This is a genomic window from Sphingobacteriia bacterium, assembly GCA_017304685.1.
Classification (GTDB): Bacteria; Pseudomonadota; Alphaproteobacteria; order Rickettsiales; family 33-17; genus JAFKLR01.
In genome coordinates this window covers 543,223-564,346 of sequence record JAFKLR010000004.1, presented here as the reverse complement: position 1 = coordinate 564,346, position 21,124 = coordinate 543,223, and the positions used below count along the sequence as shown (strand labels likewise).

Genomic DNA, 21,124 nt, shown 5'->3' with positions numbered 1-21,124 from the left:
GCCCACTTATTTTTAAAGCTTTTGTATAATCTCGTTGCTATTTACTCTTTCGACAATTAATCGCTCACGCTCTGAAGTAAATGCAAAACCTTTTTCCTTTAATATCGTTTCTAAGCTTTCTTGTTTGGAATTTTCAACTTCAAAAACCCCATCAATAATAAAATCATTAGGAGTATTATTTCTTTTCATTGCCTTACATGTAAACCCAAGCCTTCTACTTAATTTTAAAGCTACTTGATAGTTTTCTGTAATATTCTCTGGTTTATCAATAAATCTTTTATCTTTAACATAATTTTCTAAACTAGAATGTGAGTTTACCGCTTTTTGTATATTTTCTGTTTTAACCGCTAAGTTATATATGGATAGAAGGTTTATTACCTCATCACTATTTATTCTTTCGATAATAATTTTATTAGCATGAGTACTAAATTTGATATTTTTACTGTCTAATACTAATTCTAAACTTTCTTTTTCACTTTGATTTTCAAATTCAAAAATGCCATCGATTATAAAATCATTAGGGGTATTGTGCCTTCTCATAGCCTTAAATTTAAAGCCTAAATCTGCGCTTAGAAGTTTTGCAATCTGATAATTTTCGGTAATATTTTCTGGTTTATCTATAAATTCTTTATTTTCTACGTAATTATCTAATTTGGAATGAGAGAGAATAGTTTCAAAAAATACTTTTTCATCTATTGGGAAATATAATTTGTTACGTGAGGCTTTTAATATTATTTCTTCACTATTTAAATTTCCTACAATAATATTATAACCTCCCTTCTCTTTACGCTTTGTAATAAAAGGGATGTTGTAAGCTTTTAAAACCTCTTCAACTCTATTTTTATCAATTTCATTTTCTTCATTAAATAAATTATCGATTTCAAATATTCCATCAATAATTATATCTTTGCCGGTATTATTTCTTTTAAATGCTCTACAATTAAAGCCTGTGATTTCCGATAACTTATTTGCAATTTGCTCTATAAATGTATCTTTAAAACTATCATTTAATGCCATGTAATTTGACATTTGCTCGAAAAGTTTTTTACTATTTAATTTAAAAATTGAAGCATTTAGGTAAGAGTAAAATAACTTTAAAAATTCTTCTTTTTCCGTAACTGATGTAACATTATGATAGAGTATTAAACCAGTTTCGTCTTTATGAAATCCATTACTTTTAAATTTTTTTAAAGAAATAGCTATCTGCCTATTTATAGTAACATCGTCATATATAAATACTGAAATATAAGGAATTGAATTTTTTTTAAGCTCTTCTTCAATGCCTGCTCTATGACCTCTTCCTACATGAACTATTATATTATGACCTAAACTATGATAATCATGAATATTTTCCGCAAATCTTTTTTCTCTAATTTTATCAATGCCAAATTCATCTATAGAATAAATATTTTTAGCTTCATGATCTAACCCTCTTACAGGCATTTCTAGCGCAAGCGCGTATGTTATGTAATTTAACTCTGATTCACTAGGAGACCATACGCCTGTTACTAAATTTATATTTTTTCCATTATTTTTTTTAATATTTTCTTTGGCTATATTAACATGTTTTAAAGAAATAATTTTATCATCCTCTTCAGTACCAATTATTTCATAACCGTAATTATCTTTTAAATTCTCTAATTGAGTTTTAAATAGCTTATAATTTTCAGTACTTGAGTGAAATTCATAAAAGAGTATAACTGGCTTAGTAATTTTAGAGCGCATAAAATTCTTCTTAGTTAAATTGCAAACTTTTTGGAGCGTAACAATTAACACAAATTTAACTAATTGTAAATAAAAAAATATTTTAATCAATTTTCAATTACTTAGAGTAATTTAAAAGTATGTATGGAAAAGCTTTATGCTAAGGAGGTTTGATTTAAAAACTTTTCTGCTTCCTCTAAACCTTTAACATCCCCTATATGAAGCCAAGGGTTAGGATTTAAAGTACCATATATATTTAAAGCGGGATTACTATAAACATCTCTTAAAGAAAAATAATCTCGTTCGTATTTTGCTATAACGTTTAAATCAATTATTTGAGCCCCATTAAAGGCAAAAAGAGGTTTTTCATCTCTATTAATTCTTCCATATTCATCAAGGCCATAATCGCCTTTTCCATCAAATCCATAAGCATTATGAAAATCATTGAATAGCATTAAAGCATCCATATTTTCTTCATATTTATTGATTAAATATTCAAAGGTATTTTCTTCTTTATCAATATATATGCAATCACCATTAATTATAAGGCCTTTAGAGTTAGTAAAATATTTGATAGCATTTTTGACACCGCCACCACTTTCCATAATCTCTGGTTCAAATGAAAGAACGAAGTTTATATAAAGATATTTATTCTTAATATATTCTAAAAATGTTTCAAATTGCTCAGGTAAATAATGAGCATTAATTATAATTTTTTTTATATTAATTTTAGCTAAAGAATCTATAGTATATTCGATTATAGGTTTAGCATTTACTTTAATTAAAGGTTTTGGAGTTGTTAAAGTTAATGGTTGCAGCCTTTTCCCAAAACCTGCACATAATAACATGGCTTCATCAATAATAATTTTAGAGACCATTTTAAAAACTCCTTTTAGAAGAAAATTGGAGTAAGAGATTTTAGGTTATTTACTTGCCCAATTACCTTTTTCATCTTGAAACCAATATTGCATTTCACATCCTAACTTCTTATAGTGTACCCATCTTTTGCGTGCTTGTTCAACTTCATTTTGATCATTGCCATTAAAAATATCAATTACGCGCTTATATTTTATCGGATCAAAATCAGTTCTACCACTTACCGCTACAATAGCTTCAGGGTTATTTGGAAAATCTGTTACTTCATGTGAAATTAAAATTGGCTGACGTTCACTCTTTGGGTCAGAAATTAGCGCATGGGGAAGAAAACTGTGTCTTCCTTGTAACCATAAAAGCGTATCAACTTCTAATGATTTAAGCTCATTAGAAGTTAATATTACACTTTTTAAATTACTAGCATAAGCTTTACCCATAATAGCCGCTAGCGCCTTTTCAAAGGGGCTAGCACTTAAATGATAAAAACTTACAGTAGTTGCACTATTTGTTGTCATAGTAATCCATTACAAATTGACTTAAAAGTCTTACACCAAAAGCTGTTGGACCTTTCGGAGAAATCTCTAAATCTTTTTTAGTCCATGCCATACTTGCAATATCTAAATGTGCCCATGGAGTATTGTTCACAAAGTGATGTAAGAATTGAGCTGCCGTAATACTACCTGCACCTTTTTCATTACTTGTATGTTGTATATCTGCAATTTCTGAGTGAAGACATTTTTCATATTCTTCACCAAGTGGTAAGCGCCATAATTTTTCAGAAACCTTCTGGCTAGTTTTAAATAATTTATCTGCCAATTCATCATTATTAGAAAAGAGACCTGCATAATAATGACCAAAAGTAATGGTAATAGCTCCTGTTAAAGTTGCTAAATCAACCATAAATTGTGGCTTATATCTATCTTGTGTATACCATAAAATATCTGCTAGAACGAGTCGTCCCTCTGCATCAGTATTAATTACTTCAACAGTTTGACCTGACATAGAAACTACAACATCGCTTGGTCTTTGTGCCGCACCATCAGGCATGTTTTCAACTAAACCTATTACACCAACAACATTTACTTTAGCTTTTCGACTCGCTAAATGGTGCATAAGACCTGTAACAGTTGCAGCACCTGCCATATCGTATTTCATATCTTCCATACCGCCTGCAGATTTTAATGAAAGACCACCACTATCAAAAGTTACACCCTTTCCTAAAAAGGCTATTGGTTTTGTAGTTTTATTACCACCTTTATAATTCATTACTACAACACGTGACTCTCTAATACTTCCTTGGCCTACCCCTAAAAGAGTATTCATACCAAGACTACGCATTTTTTCTTCATCAAGAACTTCTATGTCTACACCAAGTTTTTTAAGTTCAAGACATCTTTCTTCAAAACTTTCAGGATAAAGTACATTTGGTGGTTCACATACTAAATCACGTGCAACGTAAACTGCATCAGATAAAAGTTTTACTTGTTTCCATTCTTTTTGGGCGTCTTTAGCTTTTTCTAAAATAAACGTGATATTGACAAGCTTAACTTTATCTTCAGGTTTTTGGTTAGTTCTGTATTTATCAAATCTATACGCTCTTAGTCTAATACCTGAAGCAAATTTTGCAGCAGCTTCATGATTTTCTAAATGCTGAAGTGGCGCTTGATCAATATAAATAGCAATGTTCGCTAGCTTATAAGCTGCCATTACCGCATAACATTTACCGCCTAAAAGTTCAATATTATCAAGATTAATATCTGATCTTTTTCCTATTCCAAAGAAGATATGGATATTGTTATTAATAGTTGCAACAAAGCTTTCGCCTTTTTTACCGTTAAAATTAAATTGCTTAGCAAGATTTGATAAATTAATACTATGAGAATTGGCAAGTTTAATTAAATCATTAGGGAAATCTAATTTATCACTTACTAAAAACAAGTGAGCAAAGTCTGTCGCATTGACGTTTTGTTCAAAATTAATATCCATGAAATTTTCCTTTATTTTGTTTGGGGCTTTATAAAAATTATTAGCATAAATTTAACAAGGATGTCTAGGATAATATGATGTATTTTTAAAATTACTCCAGATAAATATTATATAAAACAATTAATTACAATAAAATTAAGTATTTATTAATTGTCATTGACAATGGTTAATTTTTTTATATAATTATATTTAAATTTTTATATGGTATTATTATGCTTACTAAAGATCATTCAACCAATATATTTGATACGAATGAGCAAGAATGTTTTTTAAAACAAAAAGTTATTCTTTATAAAAATAATTTTGATAAGTACTTTAAATTACATAAACAAAAGAATAGTACAGCATTCGATTTCAATAAATTTTTTAATCTCATTTTGCAATTAGAAAAAGAAAATGGTGATAATATTGTTGAAGCACTAATACCATTTTTATTTAAAACATTGATTCCGTTTCCTATAGACAATAAAGAATTAATAGAAATAGCAAAAAATCGCTTTAAACGAAATACGGAAGAGAAATTTAACTTAACAGAATTAAATTTCTTTCAGGCTTATTCTTATATTTTTTACTATGTTTGGGAGCAAAATTATACAACTAATGAAATTATTCAAATTTTAGAGATTATAAAAAATCGTTTTTATAGCATTTGCCAAGTTAATTTTAATTCAGATTTTTCTATTTCACTTTTAAATTCCACTATAGTTATTATAATAAATTTTTCTTCGCAGTTCTATAAAAATACTCCTAATTTTACACCGGAAGAACAAAATAAATTAGACGAGTTACTTAGCGAAATACTTCATATTAATTTTAATGCTTATTATAAATTAAATAGTGTAACAACTAAACTTATTACCTCAACCATTCGTGATCCACTATTATCACTCCTAAATCAATATGAAATAATATCCGATTCTCAAAAAATACATTTTAAATTATGGCTAAGAACATATGAAAAATTACTACCTGAATTAGGAGATGAAGATTTAAATTATAAATTAATTTTAAAACTTTATGATATTTCTTTCTTTTTTAAAGAATATGATCTAGCTTTGAGCTTATTAAAAAAAATTAGTACTTGCAAATTTTCTAATAAGTTTCTTACAAAAATAAAAATGTCTCAAGATGAATTAATGGACTTAATAACTATGATGTCTATTTCAACTTTATTATTAAAATTTGATAATAATCGTACAAAAGAAAATTATGAAAGTCTAACGAATGCAGCATTAAAAAATATTAAAGAGCTTGAAACAATAGATATTAACACAAAATCCTTTTATATAAGGCTAAATAATATTATTAGAGTTTTTAGTGTTACTTATTCTAAAAAATTTCTACAAGAAAATATAAAATTACTTAGTCATAAGCGCTTTAAAAATAATAAATTAACTCAAGAATTTTTAAAATTACTTAAATTACTCGAAAGTGATCTTATAACTAAAAACCCTGCTCAATTTGACAAGCAGTTTCTGCAGCTAAATTTAAAACTTTTAAATGATAAAGTATGTGATGTAATTCAAATTACAGAGTTACTTGCCTTTCATAAAAGGTTTGTCTCTTTGAAACATTTTTATGAGATAGAGTTTTCTCCTCATATTATTTATAACGATAATTCAATTAAAGCCTTATTACATACTATTTATAAAACTAATTCTAAAAATTTACTTATAAAATTTTTAAAAGGCATTAAAGAAAAATTTAAAGAATTTACTAATACGGAACTTTCGCATTTAATTATAGGAATTTTTCCATTTATTTCAAATGTATTAGATCTTAAAGCTAACAATGATTTAAATGAACCAGCTATTAAAAAGGACAATCATGAATTATTAAAGTTATATAATGATTTACTGTTTCAATTTGGGTTTAACGAAGAAATTATGGTTAATGCTGCAAAATTTTTAGAGTTACTGGCTAATAAAGAAGATTATAAAACTATTATTAAAAGCCATAAAACCATTTTTTTAATGTATTTATTTAATGATAACAATAACAAAAACCCTGCAATTCATAAAAAAAATATTAGTCCAATTGCATATAATTACTGTGTGCTTAAAATTCATCATTTTGCAGAAGCCCTAATCCATTCAAATGGAAAATGCGATTATGATAGTTACTATAATTTCTTTATTAATAAAAATTTAGAAGAATCTCTAGCTTTTACAAGCGTTATTGATAAAGAGGTAGATGATCCTTTAGCTTTTACGAATGTTATTAAAAATTGTTTAGATGAGGAAACCCAAACTTACTTTAAAGATATATTAAAGCTCAGTAACGAGGAAAATTTTAGTAAAGCAGCTTTATTAAAAGCCATTTATAAATTTTTATATAAGCCTAGATTCCAACATTACCTTTGTCCGCCACTTAACATTTCACCTTTATTAGAAAAGTTTGAAGACAAATTCTTAAATGAGTTAGGTTTTTCTACCCGTGAAGAGTTAAGAGATTATTTTAAACCGCAAGTAAAAGTTATTCAAAAACAAATTGACTATGATGAATTATATTTAGCATTTACTTCAAATAATATAAATAATAGTAATCTTTATAATGAAAATAAAATAGCTGAACATATAGAAGATATATCTTTGATTTCTTTACCTCAAGAAACAGTTATTTCCATGCCTCAAGGAACCGAATTAAAAGAAGTAGAAGTAGTTGAGCAAAAAGCTGTAGAAAATCAGGTTATTACTACTCCAATTATTTCTAAACTTCCTATAAAAAGAAAACAAAACATAATTAACTATGAGCCTATTCCAGAAAATACAAACAGGTTTAGAGAAGTTGTTACAAAAAGAAAATATGAAATAATAGAAATTATTAGTCATTCCAATGATATTAATAAGCCTTGGGGTAATAATTTTCCTGCACGTAGTGAGGTGATAAAAATTGGTAATAGTAATACCTATGCCCATATTAAATTTGATAACCTAAAATTTAATAATGACACTCAGGAAAGAAAATTTAAAGACGCTGCAGAAAAAAAAGAATTTATTAGAGATTACAAACAATCAGGTTTTACTCTAAAAGAAGGTAAAATCCTTAAAATTAAAATCTGTGAGAATGAAGAACTCTATGCTTCAGAATGCGTATATAATCCAGCAACTAATGAAAGGTTATATAGAGGGTTTTATTTAGTAAAAGGTAATAAACATAGGTAGTTTATAGGTATAGGTGAAATTCCACCTATACCTTAAAGTTTACTTAGAATGGCTATTATAAAATTTTGTATTTCCATCCAAAAGAGCCGTTTGTTCTTTATCTCTTTCTTCTCTCACATTAGAAATAACATGTTCGTTATAAATACCCGTTTCTCTATCATTAGTTCTTTCTTTAGGGGCTGGGCTATTTTTAATATAATCTTCATAATAGTCTTTACGGTTAGCAAAACCTACTTTATTTAATTGCATATTTTTATACCATTCTAAGGTTCCCCCACCTTTTTTACCTGGGGAAGATAAAGTTTGCACTATTTCATTAAATCTTTTTAGTACAATACCTTCTATAATTTCTTCTTTTATATTAAGTGGTAAAATAGTTTTATTATAATCAAGATATTCTGCATTCGAGCTTTCAAAAAACCTTTTTAATTCTTCTACACCTTCTTTTCCGTATTTTTGCTCAATTAAAAAAATAACTTCATTAAAAGAGGATCGAGTTTTTTTATCAATTTTAATATCAACAGGTAATCTATAAATATCGTTTATTATAAGAATCCCTTCCATTACACTAATAGAATCTGAGAAGTATTTAGTTAAGCTTTCCAGTGTTGAATTTTCATCAATAATAAAATCTTTATCTCTACCGTTTAGTAAAAAGTTAAAAATTATTGCAAGTACATGAATAGATTTTTTATTGCAATTAACGGCTTCTTTTGAGTCATCCTTAAAAGCGCAACTACGTGCTTTTAAATAATAATGAGATGCTAAATTAAATAGTTTCATAACAGAACCATATTTAACATTATTATTTTTACAAATAGTTTTAATCTCATTTATTAAAGTATCACTAAATACACTTTGTAAAAATTTATTAGGTTCTTCACCTCCTATATCCGCATCTCCTAAATTACTAATTTCTTGCTCGTTCAAAGCATTTATTTTGACTGAAATTTTTACAGAATGCTCTAAAAGATTCATATACCTAAAAGCATTTCTTAAGAACTTCAAAAAGTTTTTTTCTTGGCTTATTTTAAAACTAATAATAGGTTCAAAAATAAAATTATTTAAAAAACCTTTATCCAATTTTTTAGTAAAAAATGAGAAATTATTTGGAACTATAACAGGCTTTTTCTCAGTTGATGCTAACATATTTAACTCCCTAGAAAAATTTATAACTTTAAGTTTAAGAATGGTTTTATCGCAGTCAATGCAAATTTACTTAAGCTATTGTTTTTTAAAGAATTCATGTTGACTCGAAATGTTAAAGCTCATTAAACTTAAATCGCACATTTCGTGTAATTCTCAATCAAGAGGTGAATATGAAAAATAACAACAATACCAAAATAGTTCCAACTAGTCAGTGGTTTTCAGAAATAACTGAACACACTTGGTTTCCAGGTTCTTTTATAGATGTAGGATTTCTTTTAAATCTTGCTCAAACTTATAATCCTGTAAAATTAGCCCGTTCATTTGGGACGCTTAGGTATTTAATGAGCGCCTTTACTGTTATTGATTCAAAGTTAAGAAGTATGTCTGAGGATGAATTTAATAAATTAGGAAAAGTAATTATTGAAGGTAAACCTTCCCCATTTGTTAGAGATATATTTAGTGAAAAATGTGATGCAATATTTTACACAGTTGAAACGCTTTGTAAAAAATCTGGTTCTGATTACCCAACTGTAATGAAATTATTCAATCTAGCTGCCTTTCATTATAAAGAATTTATTAAAAATGGTTTTGAAGGAAATAGACAAAAAAGCTACGAACATAATGTAAAATATTTCAAACTATACGGACCAATTGTAAATTACATAGTTCATGGTCAAAAAGAAGTTACAAACTTTCCAGGTGAATTTACATTTGAAAATATAACATCATTTAAATTCTTTAAAACCTCAATTGATGTTTGCTACACTCAAATGCTAATTAATCACTTATATAGAAGCCTTGCAGATATTCATAACGAAAAAAGAACTGGAAGAATTTCCGGTAATGCTTTTTTATATAAAGCTGGCGAAAAAGGCTTAAGTGAAATTAAAGATGTAAGCGAAGAAATATTTAATTATTTATCTCTTTATAAAAGTAAGTTTCCAGAACATATGCAAAATACATTAACTACTTATTTAGAGGATTTAAATGCTCAGGTAAATAAATTAGGCACTGGCAGATGGACCATGAAATTTATGAAATGGGTAGCACTTTCATGGGAAGGATTTAATAATGAAAGATTCTACTGGGAAAGAAGGGAAATTGAATTTAGAGAGAATGCTGAATATTTAGAAAAACATACTTTAAAAATTCCACCGCAAGCTAAGTCGCAGAATAAAGAACACAGTACTGTTATCAAATATGATTACGAGCCACTTGGTTTACAAAGAGAAGGATACGATAAATCATTATCACTTCCGGAAGCTAATAAAAAAACTATATAGATTCTTTAAATAAATAGTAAGCAATTTTGCTTACTATTTATTTTTATCTTTATTCTCTTCTTCATCAAAATTTAAATCAAAATCATTATTATCTGAACTTGATGAAGAACTATTATCAGTTGATTCATTAAAGCTTAAATTTTCATCTTCAACATCTTCAAGTAAGTTTGTATCTGGTTCATCATCACTTGCTGCAGCTCGTTTACCAACCATAAATTTAGACGCGTCAAATGGTTCCTGTTGTGGAATTGGTGTTGGCGGCAATAAACGTTTAGTAAAGAATTTATCTTCAAAATACTTAATCTTCTTCGATCTAATTGGTGGGAATGATTCAATTAATACGATTTGATCATCTCTAGGAAGATTAATAACTTCTTGTGGAAGTAAAAGCGCTCTTTGAGTTTCAGAAACGTTAACTGTTCTTGCTGAAGGATTAAAGTCAAAGAATTTAGGTTTATTTTGCGATGCTTGTTCAACAGTTTTGTTACCACAAAGCTCGGAAATTAATTTAGCCGTTTCAACGTTATTCGCAGAGAATGTAACACGATAAGTTGAGTTTGAAAGGAATGAATTCATCCCTGCTTCTTCGTAAATACCTTTTAGCTGTTGAGTATCCTGAATAATTAAGAATAACCTTACGTGATAACCACGGAAGTAAGCAATACCATTTAAGAATTGCTCCATTTTTCCAAGAGTTGGGAATTCGTCCATAAGGAATAATACACCATATGGTTCCTCTTCTTTCTTAGGAATTTTTCTGCTAAGGAACTCAGTTGCTTGTTGATAGAACACTTTCATAAGTGGCTCTAAACGCTTAATGTTATCAGGGGTTAAGCCTACATAAACAGTCGTTTTCTCTTTCTTAAACATTTGAATATTAAAGTCACTTTTTGCAGTCGCAGCATCAATTAATGGGTTAGCCCAAAGCTCCAAACCTGAGTTTAATGTTGAAATTACACCCGATCTTTCTTTGTCAGCTTTTTGTAAGAATGCAGCTAAGTTCATATAACCCACAGGGTGAATATATTTACCTATAGTATCTAGTACTACTGCAAAATTATAAATTACATCGTCTGATCTTAATTCTCTTACCACCTGACCAAATGATTTAATTTTATCAGGTACAGCAAGAAGATATAATACAACCCCTACAAATAATGTACGAGCTTCGTTATTCCAGAATTCCTTTTCAGGTAAAATTAAGTTTGCAATTTTTTGTACGTCATCCACCATTTGTCCTGGTTTAGTACTTACCCAGTCAATTGGATTATAACAATGTGTGATACCATCAGGTTCAGCAGGTGACCATACAAAAACTTTTTGGCCACGCTTAGCTCGCCATCCACTAGTAATTTCATGGTTTTCAAGTTTGATATCATGGACAAGTACTGATTCATCCCAGAATAATAAATTCGGAATTACAAACCCTACACCTTTACCAGAACCGGTTGGCGCAAAAAGTAATGCATGTTGATAACCTGGAGCTACATAATAGCCACCGCTATCTTTACCTATGAGTAATCCATCTTTCGATCTTAGGCCTGCACGTTTAACCTCTTCTTCACCAGCCCATTTAGCGTCACCATGAAGCGCTTCTCTCTTTTTAAATGGTCGCCACGTGAGTAATGGATCTCTAAAAATAAATATGATAATTGCTACAATCGTAATTGGGCCAATTGCACATCCGATGATTTTAGGGATTAAATAATTATTTAATTGTATAAGCTGATCAGTTTGACCTGCTTTAACGGTTGTAACAACCCAAGCATAATTTCCAAAAAGCCATTTTATATATGCAAAAAATAAAAGTATGTCTGCATGAGTAAAACTTATATACGCGGTTCCGCTCAGATATATAAACAATACTGAAGAGAAAAACACGGTAAGGAATAGTACGAACGAATATACTAGTGTTAGAACGAATACATTACGAACATGTCGCATGAAATCCATGTGTAAGCCTTGCTAATAAATTTACTATATTTAATTCTAACTAAATTTTTATAATTAGTCTAGAAGCAAGTGTATGATATACATACAAAAAATAAAGGGCAATCAGTTTTAACTAATTGCCCTAAACTTTCTTTATAACTTTGTTAGATATTAGTTAACAAAGTCAATTTCAACACGTCTGTTTTTAACGTGAGATTTACCGGTTTTAACCATAGGTTTACTTTCACCATAGTTAACGATTTCAATGTTTCTTTCATCAACACCGAGTGCAACTAAATGGTTTTTAACCGCAGCAGCTCTTTCTAAAGCAAGATGATAGTTTGAACCATCTGTTCCAACTTTATCAGAATGTGAAGAAATCACAACTCTTGAGAACTTGGTCATACCTTGTTTAGCAAGTTTTTTCACAGCTCTCTGAATAACTTTTTTACCTAATTTACCTAAGTTGTGTGAATTGTTGTTAAAGAACACCATTTCACTTTTCACAACTTTTTGATGTGGTAAGAAAGCTGTTTCACCTAAGAAGAATCTTACATTTCTGATGAACGTATCACGTTTATCAAGTAATTTTTCTATATGATGAGCATCTTCAGCTTGTTGTTCAAGTAATGAATCAAATGAAGAAACTAAATTAGCCAATTGTTTTGGATATAATCTTTTGTTTTCTTCAGTCATTAACATGTCAACTAAGTCTCTATATTCTTGGAATTCAGCTCTGAATTCACCTTTTAAACTCCAATTGTTTGGGTCTTCAGGCATAACATTCTTATTTTGCGAAGCTTTAACTGCTTTACTTGCAAAATTTTCAGCATCAATCCAATCTAATTCGTTAGCTTGTTCTTTTGCCATTTCAGAATAGTTTTTAGCTAATTGCGCTTTATATTCTGGACCGTAAGTGTTAACTTTACCATGCTCAACTTTTGATAAATTTACGCAAGCTGAGATTGCTAAAGCTGGTAATACTACCGCTGTAAGTTTTTTCATTATAATACCTCTCCGTACGTTATATAGTCTTAATAAAAAAAAATGAAAAAATCATTTTCTTAAAATTAATCGTAACATTATTTTAATTATTAATCCAACCATAAAATTTTTAGTTTTTTGTAAATTATTGAAAAATAATGCAACAAAGGTTAAAGATAACACCTTGATTTTAATAATTTATAGATATAAGTTAGTTTTATTAGTTTATATTTTATTAAAATAGCTTTTAAAATGACTTTAAACTCTACATTCTTACCCGCTCCTTTAAAACACAATGATATAGTAGAGATAATAGCCCCTGCAAGTGCAGGATTTAGTCAAGAAAATCTTAAAAAAGCTTCAGATTTTATAGAAAGTATTAATTTAAGACCTAGTATAAACCTTGAAATAGTAGGAAATAATTTACCTTATCATTCAAATACCGATGAAATTAGAGCAGAACAATTAATTAAAGCTCTTTATTCAACAGATTCTAAGGCTATTTGGTGCATGCGTGGAGGATATGGCTCAGCAAAACTTATTAAATATATAGACAATTATATTAAAGATCATGGTTTACCTAATACACCAAAATGGCTAATTGGATTTAGTGATATAACAATTTTACATATTTATCTAAATCAAAAATTTGGCTGGCTTACTTTACATGCTCCCGTACTTAATAGTGTTATAGAAAAAGATTTAAAACAGGAAGATATTGTATTAACAGAGAAAATTATTTTTGGTCAAATACCAAATTTCACTCTTACTTTAGAAGCCTTTAATTATATAGCACTCAATAATAAAGAAGATATCAAAGGAGTAATTACCGGTGGTAATTTATGCGTTATTGATAAAACTATCGGCACTGGGTATGAAATAGAAACTAATAATAAAATCCTGCTTTTGGAAGATATTGGTGAAAAGGGTTATTCGATAGATAGAATGCTTGAACATTTAAAAGATGCAGGTTTACTTAATAACATATTAGCTCTTATTTATGCCGATTTTACTGATTCAGACAAAAACCTTGAATATGCACTTAAATCATTTGCTAAAAAACAAACATTTCCTGTTTATAAATGCAATAATATAGGACATGGAAAAATAAATTACCCATTTTTAGTGGGTAGTACATCAGAAATAACTTACAGCACTAAAGAAAATCCAAGCATTTTATTAAACTACCTTTAAATTTTAATACTTTATTGACATTTTATTAATCGCTACTTAATATAAGCATTAAATTTGAAGTCTTACATATTTTTATAAATATAAAAAGGTATAAATAAAATGAAACTTAACGATAAAAAACTTCACCCTCAATCTTTAAATAAAGGTGATATTGTTGATATAATTGCCCCTGCAGGCTCTTTCAAACCGGAAATCCTAGAAAAAGTTACAAATTATGTAAAAGATCTAGGTTTAACTCCAAGGGTTAAAGAAGGAATTTTAGGAAGTGATATACCTTATCATTCAAATACTAATGAAATTAGAGCTGAGCAATTAATTGAAGCACTTTATTCTACAGATTCTAAAGCCATTTGGTGCGTTAGAGGTGGTTATGGATCAGCTAAATTAGTAAACAAATTAGAAGAAACTTTTGATTCAAAAGGTTTACCTGAAACACCTAAACTTTTTATTGGGTTTAGCGATATTTCAAACCTTCACTCTTTTTTAAGTCAAAAACTTGGATGGCAAACTTTACACGCTCATGTTTTAACTACATTATCTAACACCGCTCATGATCAGATGGATGTGACATTAACAAAACAAGTAATTTTTGGTGAAGCAGAAAAGTTTGAATTGAATTTAGAAGCTTATAATAAAGTGGCACTTGCAAATAATACAAAAATTACCGGTGAAATAGTGGGTGGTAATCTTTGCGTACTTGATAAAACAATTGGTACTAAATATCAAATTAATACTGATGATAAAATCGTTATTTTAGAAGATACAAACGAAGCAGGTTATTCTGTAGATAGAATGCTTGAACATTTTCAAGATTCAAACATATTAAATAAACCAGTAGCATTAATTTATGGCGATTTTACTTATAAAGACCCAACTGGTGAAGAGCAAAAAATCATAACTTATGCACTTAAAGATTTTGCAAGTGATAAAGACTATCCAGTTTACAAATGTACAGGTATTGGACATGGACAGGTTAACTATCCTTTCTTTATTGGGTCAGAAGCAGAAATTAGCGAAAATTTTGATGGAAAGGCTAGTATAACTTTTGATTATGGTTTTAATCAGGAAATCGTATAATAAAAAAATTTAATACAGTTTTAAAAGGAGGAATTAAAATTCCTCCTTTTTTATTTTAAACTTCTGTACCTTCGTTTTTCTTACCATTCTTAAAGTTTAAGAACCCAATAAGTTTCTTAGCACGACTTGGATGCTTTAATTTACGAAGAGCTTTTGCTTCGATTTGTCTAATACGTTCTCTTGTTACCGAGAATTGATGCCCTACTTCTTCTAATGTATGATCAGTGTGCATACCGATACCGAAACGCATTCTTAATACTCTTTCTTCACGTGGAGTTAAACTTGCAAGTATACGGGTTGTAATTTCACGTAAATTTGAAAGAATAGCCGCATCAATTGGAAGAACAGCATTTTTATCTTCAATAAAGTCACCTATACTTCCACCATCTTCATCACCAATTGGGTTTTCAAGACTTACAGGTTCTTTAGCAATTTTCATTACTTTGCGAACTTTTTCTACAGGAATTGAAAGCCTATTAGCAATTTCTTCTGGAGTTGGTTCTTTACCAATTTCATGGAAAATTTGTCTTGAAGTACGGATAATTTTATTAATAGTCTCAATCATATGTACTGGAATACGAATTGTTCTTGCTTGGTCAGCAATAGAACGTGTTATTGCTTGTCTAATCCACCAGGTAGCATATGTAGAGAATTTATAACCACGGCGATATTCAAATTTATCAACCGCCTTCATAAGACCAATATTTCCTTCTTGAATAAGATCTAAAAATTGTAAACCACGGTTTGCATATTTTTTAGCGATAGAAATTACTAACCTTAAGTTAGCTTCAATCATTTCTTTCTTAGCTTTATTAGTAGTTCTTTCACCTTTTTGAACAGTGTTTACTAATTGCTTGAAATCAGTAATGCCCATTCCCACTTCACGTGCAATTAGCATTATTGTTTCTCTGATTTCATTAATTTTAGCTTCATGGTTAGTTACAAAAGTTTTCCAACCCTTTTCTTTTAATTTTGAAATTCTTTCTAACCAATCTTGGTCCATTTCATGACCAAGATAATTATTTAAAAAGCCTTTACGATCAATTTTTTCTGATTCCGCTAATTTTAATAAATTACTTTCATAACTTAGTAATTTTTTATTATAACTATAAAGCGCATCAAGCATTTCTTGAATTCGCTTACTATTTAATCTTAACTCTTTAACTTTTTCTACGATTTCATCTAAAAGTTTTTTATATTTCTTTTCATCGAAAGGTTTTTTATCTGCAGATTCACCTAAAGAAGAAAGTAACTTTTGATTTTGAATATTTAATAATTTTTCAGCATTTTTAGCAATTACTCCTAATATATCTAAAATATTTGGAAGTAATTCCTTCTCCATAGCGATTAATGAAGTATTCCTTGCTGAATCATCATATTCTTCTTCATCAAAACCTTCTGTCTCTTCTTCATCAATTTCTTCTTCTTCAATAAAATCATCAACTTTATCTTCAAATCCTTCTTCAGCACCAAAAGTTGCTTCAAGATCAATAACTTCTCTGAGAAGAATTTTTTCATTTATTAAATTTTCATACCAACCAATAAATGAACGCATAGCAAGAGGACTTTCGCAAAGCGCACTAAGCATTACCTCTTTACCTTCTTCAATACGCTTAGCTATCTCAATCTCACCTTCTCTTGAAAGTAACTCAACCCCACCCATATCACGTAAATACATACGTACGGGATCATCTGTACGAACACCGTCTATTTCTTCTTCGTCTTCAGACAGTTCATCATATTCTTCTTCTATCGGATAATCTGGGTCAATAGCAAGCCCCTCTTCTTCATCATCTTCAACAATTTCGATACCCGCTTCAGACAACGACATCATTGCACTATCTAGTAGATCAGGTGAAACACCTTCGCCGCCAGGCAACATGTCATTAATCTCTTCAAAGCTTAAAGTACTATTTTGGCCCTTAGCTTTAGAGATCATTTTTTTTAAAGCACCCGCCATTTGCTGACCTGGTTCTTTTTCTTCAAAATTTTCTGTATTTTCCTGTGAATTGCTTTTTCTTGCCATAGCGAAATTTTAAAATCCTTTAACAGATTGACATTATTTAATATCCATATAATCTAATATTAATAGTAATTATTTACAAGTAATAGTTTTTTTAATCATTCAAACCTACAATGTTTCTGATTGTTTTAATTTTTAACTTTTTAATATGGTATATCCTATCAGGATTAGATAATATTGTTATATTAACACTTGGAATTACAAGTAGTTTCCTTGCTTCCTTTATTGGGATGAAGTGTACAAAAAAAATTACAATTAATAAAGTAATTTATTCAAAATTATTTTTATATTTTCTATGGTTATTTAAAGAAATAATTCTCTCCACTATATATACTTTAAAAAAAATTCTTCGTAAGAATCAGAAAATAAAGCCTTTTATGAAAAGAATTAAATCTTCTAATGTATATCCTTTAGGAAATGTAATATATGACAATTCTATTACTTTAACTCCCGGTACAGTTTGCGTAGAAGACAATGAACATGGATTAATTATTCATGGTATAGATAAAGAAGTAGTAGAAGCCCTTGAAGAAGGTGTTATGGAGTTAAAAGTTAAAAAGTTATTTAAAAATGATAATATTTAGCATCACCTTAATTATAATTATCATATGCATTGCTCTTATAATGAGTAGAATTATTATGGGACCAAGTGTATATGATCGTTTTTTAGCAACTAATTCACTTAATAGTAAAATTAATTTAATACTCGTAATAATTGGTAGCTTTTCATTTAATCAAAGTTTGATAGATATAGCATATATTTATGTATTGACGAGTTTCATTGGAACTTATGCAATACTAAAATTCGTACGAGATAAAAATTTGGATTAAGTAAAATGATTATTGTAGAATATCTAGCCAATATTTTAATATTAACAGGTACCATTATTTGCTTAATTGGTTCTATTGGACTTATAAAATTGCCAGATTTTTACACAAGGCTACATGCAGCTGGCGTTATTGATAGCCTAGGCACTGTTCTTATAATATTAGGTGTGGCTTTTAAACATGGGTTCAGTATTTTTTCACTTAAAATAATATTATTAGGAATATTTGCTTTTATTACTATTCCTACTAATACTCATGCGCTTGCCAAAGCAGCTTTTATTGGGGGTTTAAAACCAGAAGGAAAGGAAGAATTATGACGGTTTTTCCAGAATTTTTACAAGATATTCTTATTTATGGCTTACTTATTTGTTTAACTATTGTAAGTTTTTGTCTGGCAATTTTTAATAATTTATTTTCAAAAATAGTTTTACTCGCTTCCTTTAGTTTAATTATCACCCTTATTTATGCTTTACTAGATTCTCCTGATGTAGCAATGACAGAAACTGCTGTTAATGCTACCATCGGCACTATATTTTTACTCGCAGCAGCAAGCAGGTTAAATAGTAATTTTGAGAGCGATAAAAAATATAAATTAATTGCAAAAATTCTATGCATAAGCTTATTTGCGCTTTTTGTAAAAGTGTCATTAGATTTACCTGATTTTTCTGATTCCACTTCTCCTGTTTTTTCTGAAGTTTATAAACATTATATAAACAACACATATCAGGAAATTGGAATTCCAAGTTTCGTCACAGCCATTCTTTCAAGCTATCGAGGTTTTGATACTCTTGGTGAAACAATGGTAATATTTGTTGCCGGACTTATAGTTGGCATGATTCTTAAAAAAGATAAACTAGAGGATCAAATATTATGAATAATATTTTAGTAGTTGATGATGATGATAAAATTAGACATTTACTTGGCAAATATTTGAAAGATAACAATTATAATGTTTATGAAGCTGCAAGTACAAAAGAAGCAAGAAATTTTCTTGATAAAGAAATAAATATTATAATTATGGATGTTATGATGCCTGAAGAATCTGGCATAAACCTTACCTCAGAAATAAAATCACAAGCGAGTCTTAAGAATATTCCTATTTTAATGTTAAGCGCTCTTTCAGAAGCTGAAGACCGGATTAATGGTTTAGAAATAGGAGCTGATGATTATTTAACCAAACCTTTTGAACCTAAAGAACTTTTATTAAGAATTCAAAAGTTACTTGAGCGTAATAATCAGCATTACATTATTAAAATTGGTGACTTTACTTTTAATATTGCCAACCAAAAATTAATTAAAGGAAATGAGATTATTACCTTAACTTCAAGTGAACTTAATTTACTTAATATTCTAGCTCAAAACGTTAACAAGGCAGTTCCTAGAGAAGAAATCGCTGTCAAATGTTATGGCATTAGTGAAAGATCAATTGATGTTCAAATAGTACGACTTAGAAATAAAATCGAACCGGACCCTAAAGAGCCGAAATATTTATTAACGGTTAGAAATATAGGCTATGGGTTATATTTATAATTTATTATAGCAGTTAAATAAATGCTGAAAAAATTGAGAATTCTTGCTCCTAAATCATTAAGTAGTAGATTTATTCTAATTATTATTCTTCCCGCTATTTTAATTCAATCAATAACTGCTTATATATTTTATGCTCGTCATTGGGAAGATGTAAGTTATTACATGCAATCATCTTTAACTGACGATGTAAATTTAATAATTAATATGCTAAATGATAAAAAATATACTTTTGCTCAAATTAGTGATTATTCTGCAAATTATCTAAAATTTAAAATCATTAAGAATTCTAAAAATATTTATAAGCATAATAGTAAATTTAACGACCTCGCAAAAAGCATTAAAGGTAAAGACATTACTATCTGGCAACATAATGAAAGAGAAAATATATTTATATATTTAAAGGACAAAAATCTGATTTTTGAAGTACCAAGGAAAAGAATTTATACTCCTACTACAACTATTTTCATGGCTTGGATGTTTACAGTATCAGCTATTTTTATCACCGTATCTCTTATTTTTACTAAAAATCAAATAAGGGCGATAACAAGACTTGCTGAAGCGGCAGAAGCTTTTGGACGTGGTCAAGATATAAGCACTTTCAAACCAGAAGGTGCAAAAGAAGTTAAAAAAGCAGGTTTTGCATTTTTAGATATGAAAGAAAGAATTGAACAACAAGTTAATCAAAGAACTGTAATGCTTGCAGGAGTGTCTCATGATCTTAGAACTCCTTTAACTCGAATAAAACTTGCATTAGCAATGCTTCCTTCAAATGATGAAACTTGCGCTATACAAGAAGATATTAACGAAATGCAACATATGATTAGCGAATATTTAGATTTTGCAAAACGTGATGATTTAGAAAGTTTTCAAGAAATAGATATTATTGAATTCACTAGAAATATTATCAAAAGATATCAAACACAAGATAAGAAAGTTTATTTAATTACGAAATTCAAAAACCTTAATGCTAATATTAAAGCAGTTTCATTTAGGCGCGCTATGGTAAATATCATTGATAATGGATTAAGATTTGGGAATTTAGTTGAAGTCACTATTGAAAAAAAAGGTGATAAGCTTAGGATTTATATAGAAGATAATGGTAATGGCATTCCAGAACAAGAACATGAAAAAATATTTAGTGCTTTCTACAGATCCGATTATGCACGAAATTTAAAACATTCTGGTGCCGGCCTTGGGCTTGCTATTAGCCGTGATATAATAAACTCACATGGTGGAAATATTAAAGTTAATAAAAACAATCTAAAATTAAAGGGAGCATCGATTGCTATAGAAATAAAAATTTAGCCTTTTTTATAAGTTATTGATTTTACGAGAAACATTCTTTTTCAAAATTCCCTTGCCTAAGTTGACAGAAAATTTTTGGTATGTTAAACCTT

18 protein-coding genes are annotated in these 21,124 nt (G+C 28.9%); 10 read left to right on the top strand and 8 right to left on the bottom strand.

The features are described 5' to 3' along the window. Window positions 1–12: 12 nt before the first annotated feature. The 4 genes from J0H68_08155 to J0H68_08140 form a co-directional block, all read right to left on the bottom strand. Window positions 13–1,725 carry a hypothetical protein gene (locus J0H68_08155; GenBank protein MBN8828665.1) on the bottom strand — a complete coding sequence of 571 codons (1,713 nt, stop codon included), beginning with the start codon at window positions 1,723–1,725 and terminating at the stop codon, window positions 13–15. 134 nt (window positions 1,726–1,859) lie between these two features. Further along, window positions 1,860–2,582 (bottom strand): NTP transferase domain-containing protein, encoded by a 723-nt coding sequence (locus J0H68_08150; protein MBN8828664.1) that lies wholly within the window; start codon window positions 2,580–2,582, stop codon window positions 1,860–1,862. Window positions 2,583–2,627: 45 nt separating this feature from the next. Beyond that, on the bottom strand, window positions 2,628–3,092 hold the full coding sequence (locus J0H68_08145) for a DNA polymerase III subunit chi (GenBank protein ID MBN8828663.1): 465 nt from the start codon (window positions 3,090–3,092) through the stop codon (window positions 2,628–2,630). After that, a complete protein-coding gene (locus tag J0H68_08140; protein ID MBN8828662.1) occupies window positions 3,079–4,563 on the bottom strand; it encodes a leucyl aminopeptidase in 1,485 nt (494 codons plus the stop codon). Before J0H68_08140 ends, J0H68_08145 begins: the two co-directional genes overlap by 14 nt. A 212-nt stretch (window positions 4,564–4,775) precedes the next feature. Here J0H68_08140 and J0H68_08135 point away from each other — a divergent pair, with 212 nt between their 5' ends. Next, window positions 4,776–7,727 carry a hypothetical protein gene (locus J0H68_08135; protein MBN8828661.1) on the top strand — a complete coding sequence of 984 codons (2,952 nt, stop codon included), beginning with the start codon at window positions 4,776–4,778 and terminating at the stop codon, window positions 7,725–7,727. A 39-nt stretch (window positions 7,728–7,766) separates the two neighbouring features. On the opposite strand, the gene J0H68_08130 is transcribed toward J0H68_08135, so the two are convergent. Beyond that, window positions 7,767–8,876, bottom strand: coding sequence for a hypothetical protein (locus J0H68_08130; GenBank protein ID MBN8828660.1), 1,110 nt, complete (start codon window positions 8,874–8,876; stop codon window positions 7,767–7,769). A 170-nt stretch (window positions 8,877–9,046) separates the two neighbouring features. On the opposite strand from J0H68_08130, the gene J0H68_08125 reads away from it, so the two are divergent. Beyond that, complete coding sequence (locus J0H68_08125) at window positions 9,047–10,159, top strand: hypothetical protein (GenBank protein MBN8828659.1); 1,113 nt, start codon at window positions 9,047–9,049, stop codon at window positions 10,157–10,159. 33 nt (window positions 10,160–10,192) lie between these two features. Here the strand turns inward: J0H68_08125 and J0H68_08120 are convergent, their stop codons facing one another. Together J0H68_08120 and J0H68_08115 are read right to left on the bottom strand one after the other, a co-directional pair. Next, entirely contained in the window at window positions 10,193–12,112 is a 1,920-nt protein-coding gene (locus J0H68_08120; protein ID MBN8828658.1) for a type IV secretory system conjugative DNA transfer family protein, read from the bottom strand. A gap of 150 nt (window positions 12,113–12,262) precedes the next feature. Beyond that, window positions 12,263–13,096 (bottom strand): OmpA family protein, encoded by an 834-nt coding sequence (locus J0H68_08115; GenBank protein ID MBN8828657.1) that lies wholly within the window; start codon window positions 13,094–13,096, stop codon window positions 12,263–12,265. Window positions 13,097–13,327: 231 nt separating this feature from the next. On the opposite strand from J0H68_08115, the gene J0H68_08110 reads away from it, so the two are divergent. After that, window positions 13,328–14,269, top strand: a complete 942-nt coding sequence (locus J0H68_08110; GenBank protein MBN8828656.1) for an LD-carboxypeptidase — start codon at window positions 13,328–13,330, stop codon at window positions 14,267–14,269. 99 nt (window positions 14,270–14,368) lie between these two features. Then, entirely contained in the window at window positions 14,369–15,346 is a 978-nt protein-coding gene (locus J0H68_08105; protein MBN8828655.1) for an LD-carboxypeptidase, read from the top strand. Window positions 15,347–15,401: 55 nt separating this feature from the next. Here the strand turns inward: J0H68_08105 and rpoD are convergent, their stop codons facing one another. Further along, a complete protein-coding gene (gene rpoD / locus J0H68_08100; protein ID MBN8828654.1) occupies window positions 15,402–17,372 on the bottom strand; it encodes an RNA polymerase sigma factor RpoD in 1,971 nt (656 codons plus the stop codon). Between the two features lie 110 nt (window positions 17,373–17,482). On the opposite strand from rpoD, the gene J0H68_08095 reads away from it, so the two are divergent. From J0H68_08095 to J0H68_08070, 6 genes are read left to right on the top strand one after another with little or no spacing between them, the layout of a single operon-like run. Beyond that, the gene (locus tag J0H68_08095) at window positions 17,483–17,953 is read left to right on the top strand and encodes a Na+/H+ antiporter subunit E (protein ID MBN8828653.1); all 471 of its coding nucleotides are present in this window, start codon (window positions 17,483–17,485) and stop codon (window positions 17,951–17,953) included. 55 nt (window positions 17,954–18,008) lie between these two features. After that, the gene (locus tag J0H68_08090; protein ID MBN8828652.1) at window positions 18,009–18,200 is read left to right on the top strand and encodes a hypothetical protein; all 192 of its coding nucleotides are present in this window, start codon (window positions 18,009–18,011) and stop codon (window positions 18,198–18,200) included. A 5-nt stretch (window positions 18,201–18,205) separates the two neighbouring features. Beyond that, window positions 18,206–18,514 (top strand): monovalent cation/H(+) antiporter subunit G, encoded by a 309-nt coding sequence (locus J0H68_08085; GenBank protein MBN8828651.1) that lies wholly within the window; start codon window positions 18,206–18,208, stop codon window positions 18,512–18,514. After that, complete coding sequence (locus tag J0H68_08080) at window positions 18,511–19,071, top strand: DUF4040 domain-containing protein (GenBank protein ID MBN8828650.1); 561 nt, start codon at window positions 18,511–18,513, stop codon at window positions 19,069–19,071. The genes J0H68_08085 and J0H68_08080 overlap by 4 nt, the downstream gene beginning before the upstream one ends. Then, the gene (locus J0H68_08075; protein MBN8828649.1) at window positions 19,068–19,727 is read left to right on the top strand and encodes a response regulator transcription factor; all 660 of its coding nucleotides are present in this window, start codon (window positions 19,068–19,070) and stop codon (window positions 19,725–19,727) included. The genes J0H68_08080 and J0H68_08075 overlap by 4 nt, the downstream gene beginning before the upstream one ends. Window positions 19,728–19,748: 21 nt before the next feature. Beyond that, the gene (locus J0H68_08070) at window positions 19,749–21,032 is read left to right on the top strand and encodes an ATP-binding protein (protein MBN8828648.1); all 1,284 of its coding nucleotides are present in this window, start codon (window positions 19,749–19,751) and stop codon (window positions 21,030–21,032) included. Window positions 21,033–21,124 lie beyond the last annotated feature (92 nt).

Bases quoted from the DNA above. Each gene is read 5' to 3' on its own strand.
- J0H68_08155 (MBN8828665.1), bottom strand. From the start codon at position 1,725: ATGCGCTCTAAAATTACTAAGCCAGTTATACTCTTTTATGAATTTCAC.
- J0H68_08150 (MBN8828664.1), bottom strand. From the start codon at position 2,582: ATGGTCTCTAAAATTATTATTGATGAAGCCATGTTATTATGTGCAGGT.
- J0H68_08145 (MBN8828663.1), bottom strand. From the start codon at position 3,092: ATGACAACAAATAGTGCAACTACTGTAAGTTTTTATCATTTAAGTGCT.
- J0H68_08140 (MBN8828662.1), bottom strand. From the start codon at position 4,563: ATGGATATTAATTTTGAACAAAACGTCAATGCGACAGACTTTGCTCAC.
- J0H68_08135 (MBN8828661.1), top strand. From the start codon at position 4,776: ATGCTTACTAAAGATCATTCAACCAATATATTTGATACGAATGAGCAA.
- J0H68_08130 (MBN8828660.1), bottom strand. From the start codon at position 8,876: ATGTTAGCATCAACTGAGAAAAAGCCTGTTATAGTTCCAAATAATTTC.
- J0H68_08125 (MBN8828659.1), top strand. From the start codon at position 9,047: ATGAAAAATAACAACAATACCAAAATAGTTCCAACTAGTCAGTGGTTT.
- J0H68_08120 (MBN8828658.1), bottom strand. From the start codon at position 12,112: ATGGATTTCATGCGACATGTTCGTAATGTATTCGTTCTAACACTAGTA.
- J0H68_08115 (MBN8828657.1), bottom strand. From the start codon at position 13,096: ATGAAAAAACTTACAGCGGTAGTATTACCAGCTTTAGCAATCTCAGCT.
- J0H68_08110 (MBN8828656.1), top strand. From the start codon at position 13,328: ATGACTTTAAACTCTACATTCTTACCCGCTCCTTTAAAACACAATGAT.
- J0H68_08105 (MBN8828655.1), top strand. From the start codon at position 14,369: ATGAAACTTAACGATAAAAAACTTCACCCTCAATCTTTAAATAAAGGT.
- rpoD (MBN8828654.1), bottom strand. From the start codon at position 17,372: ATGGCAAGAAAAAGCAATTCACAGGAAAATACAGAAAATTTTGAAGAA.
- J0H68_08095 (MBN8828653.1), top strand. From the start codon at position 17,483: ATGTTTCTGATTGTTTTAATTTTTAACTTTTTAATATGGTATATCCTA.
- J0H68_08090 (MBN8828652.1), top strand. From the start codon at position 18,009: ATGGGACCAAGTGTATATGATCGTTTTTTAGCAACTAATTCACTTAAT.
- J0H68_08085 (MBN8828651.1), top strand. From the start codon at position 18,206: ATGATTATTGTAGAATATCTAGCCAATATTTTAATATTAACAGGTACC.
- J0H68_08080 (MBN8828650.1), top strand. From the start codon at position 18,511: ATGACGGTTTTTCCAGAATTTTTACAAGATATTCTTATTTATGGCTTA.
- J0H68_08075 (MBN8828649.1), top strand. From the start codon at position 19,068: ATGAATAATATTTTAGTAGTTGATGATGATGATAAAATTAGACATTTA.
- J0H68_08070 (MBN8828648.1), top strand. From the start codon at position 19,749: ATGCTGAAAAAATTGAGAATTCTTGCTCCTAAATCATTAAGTAGTAGA.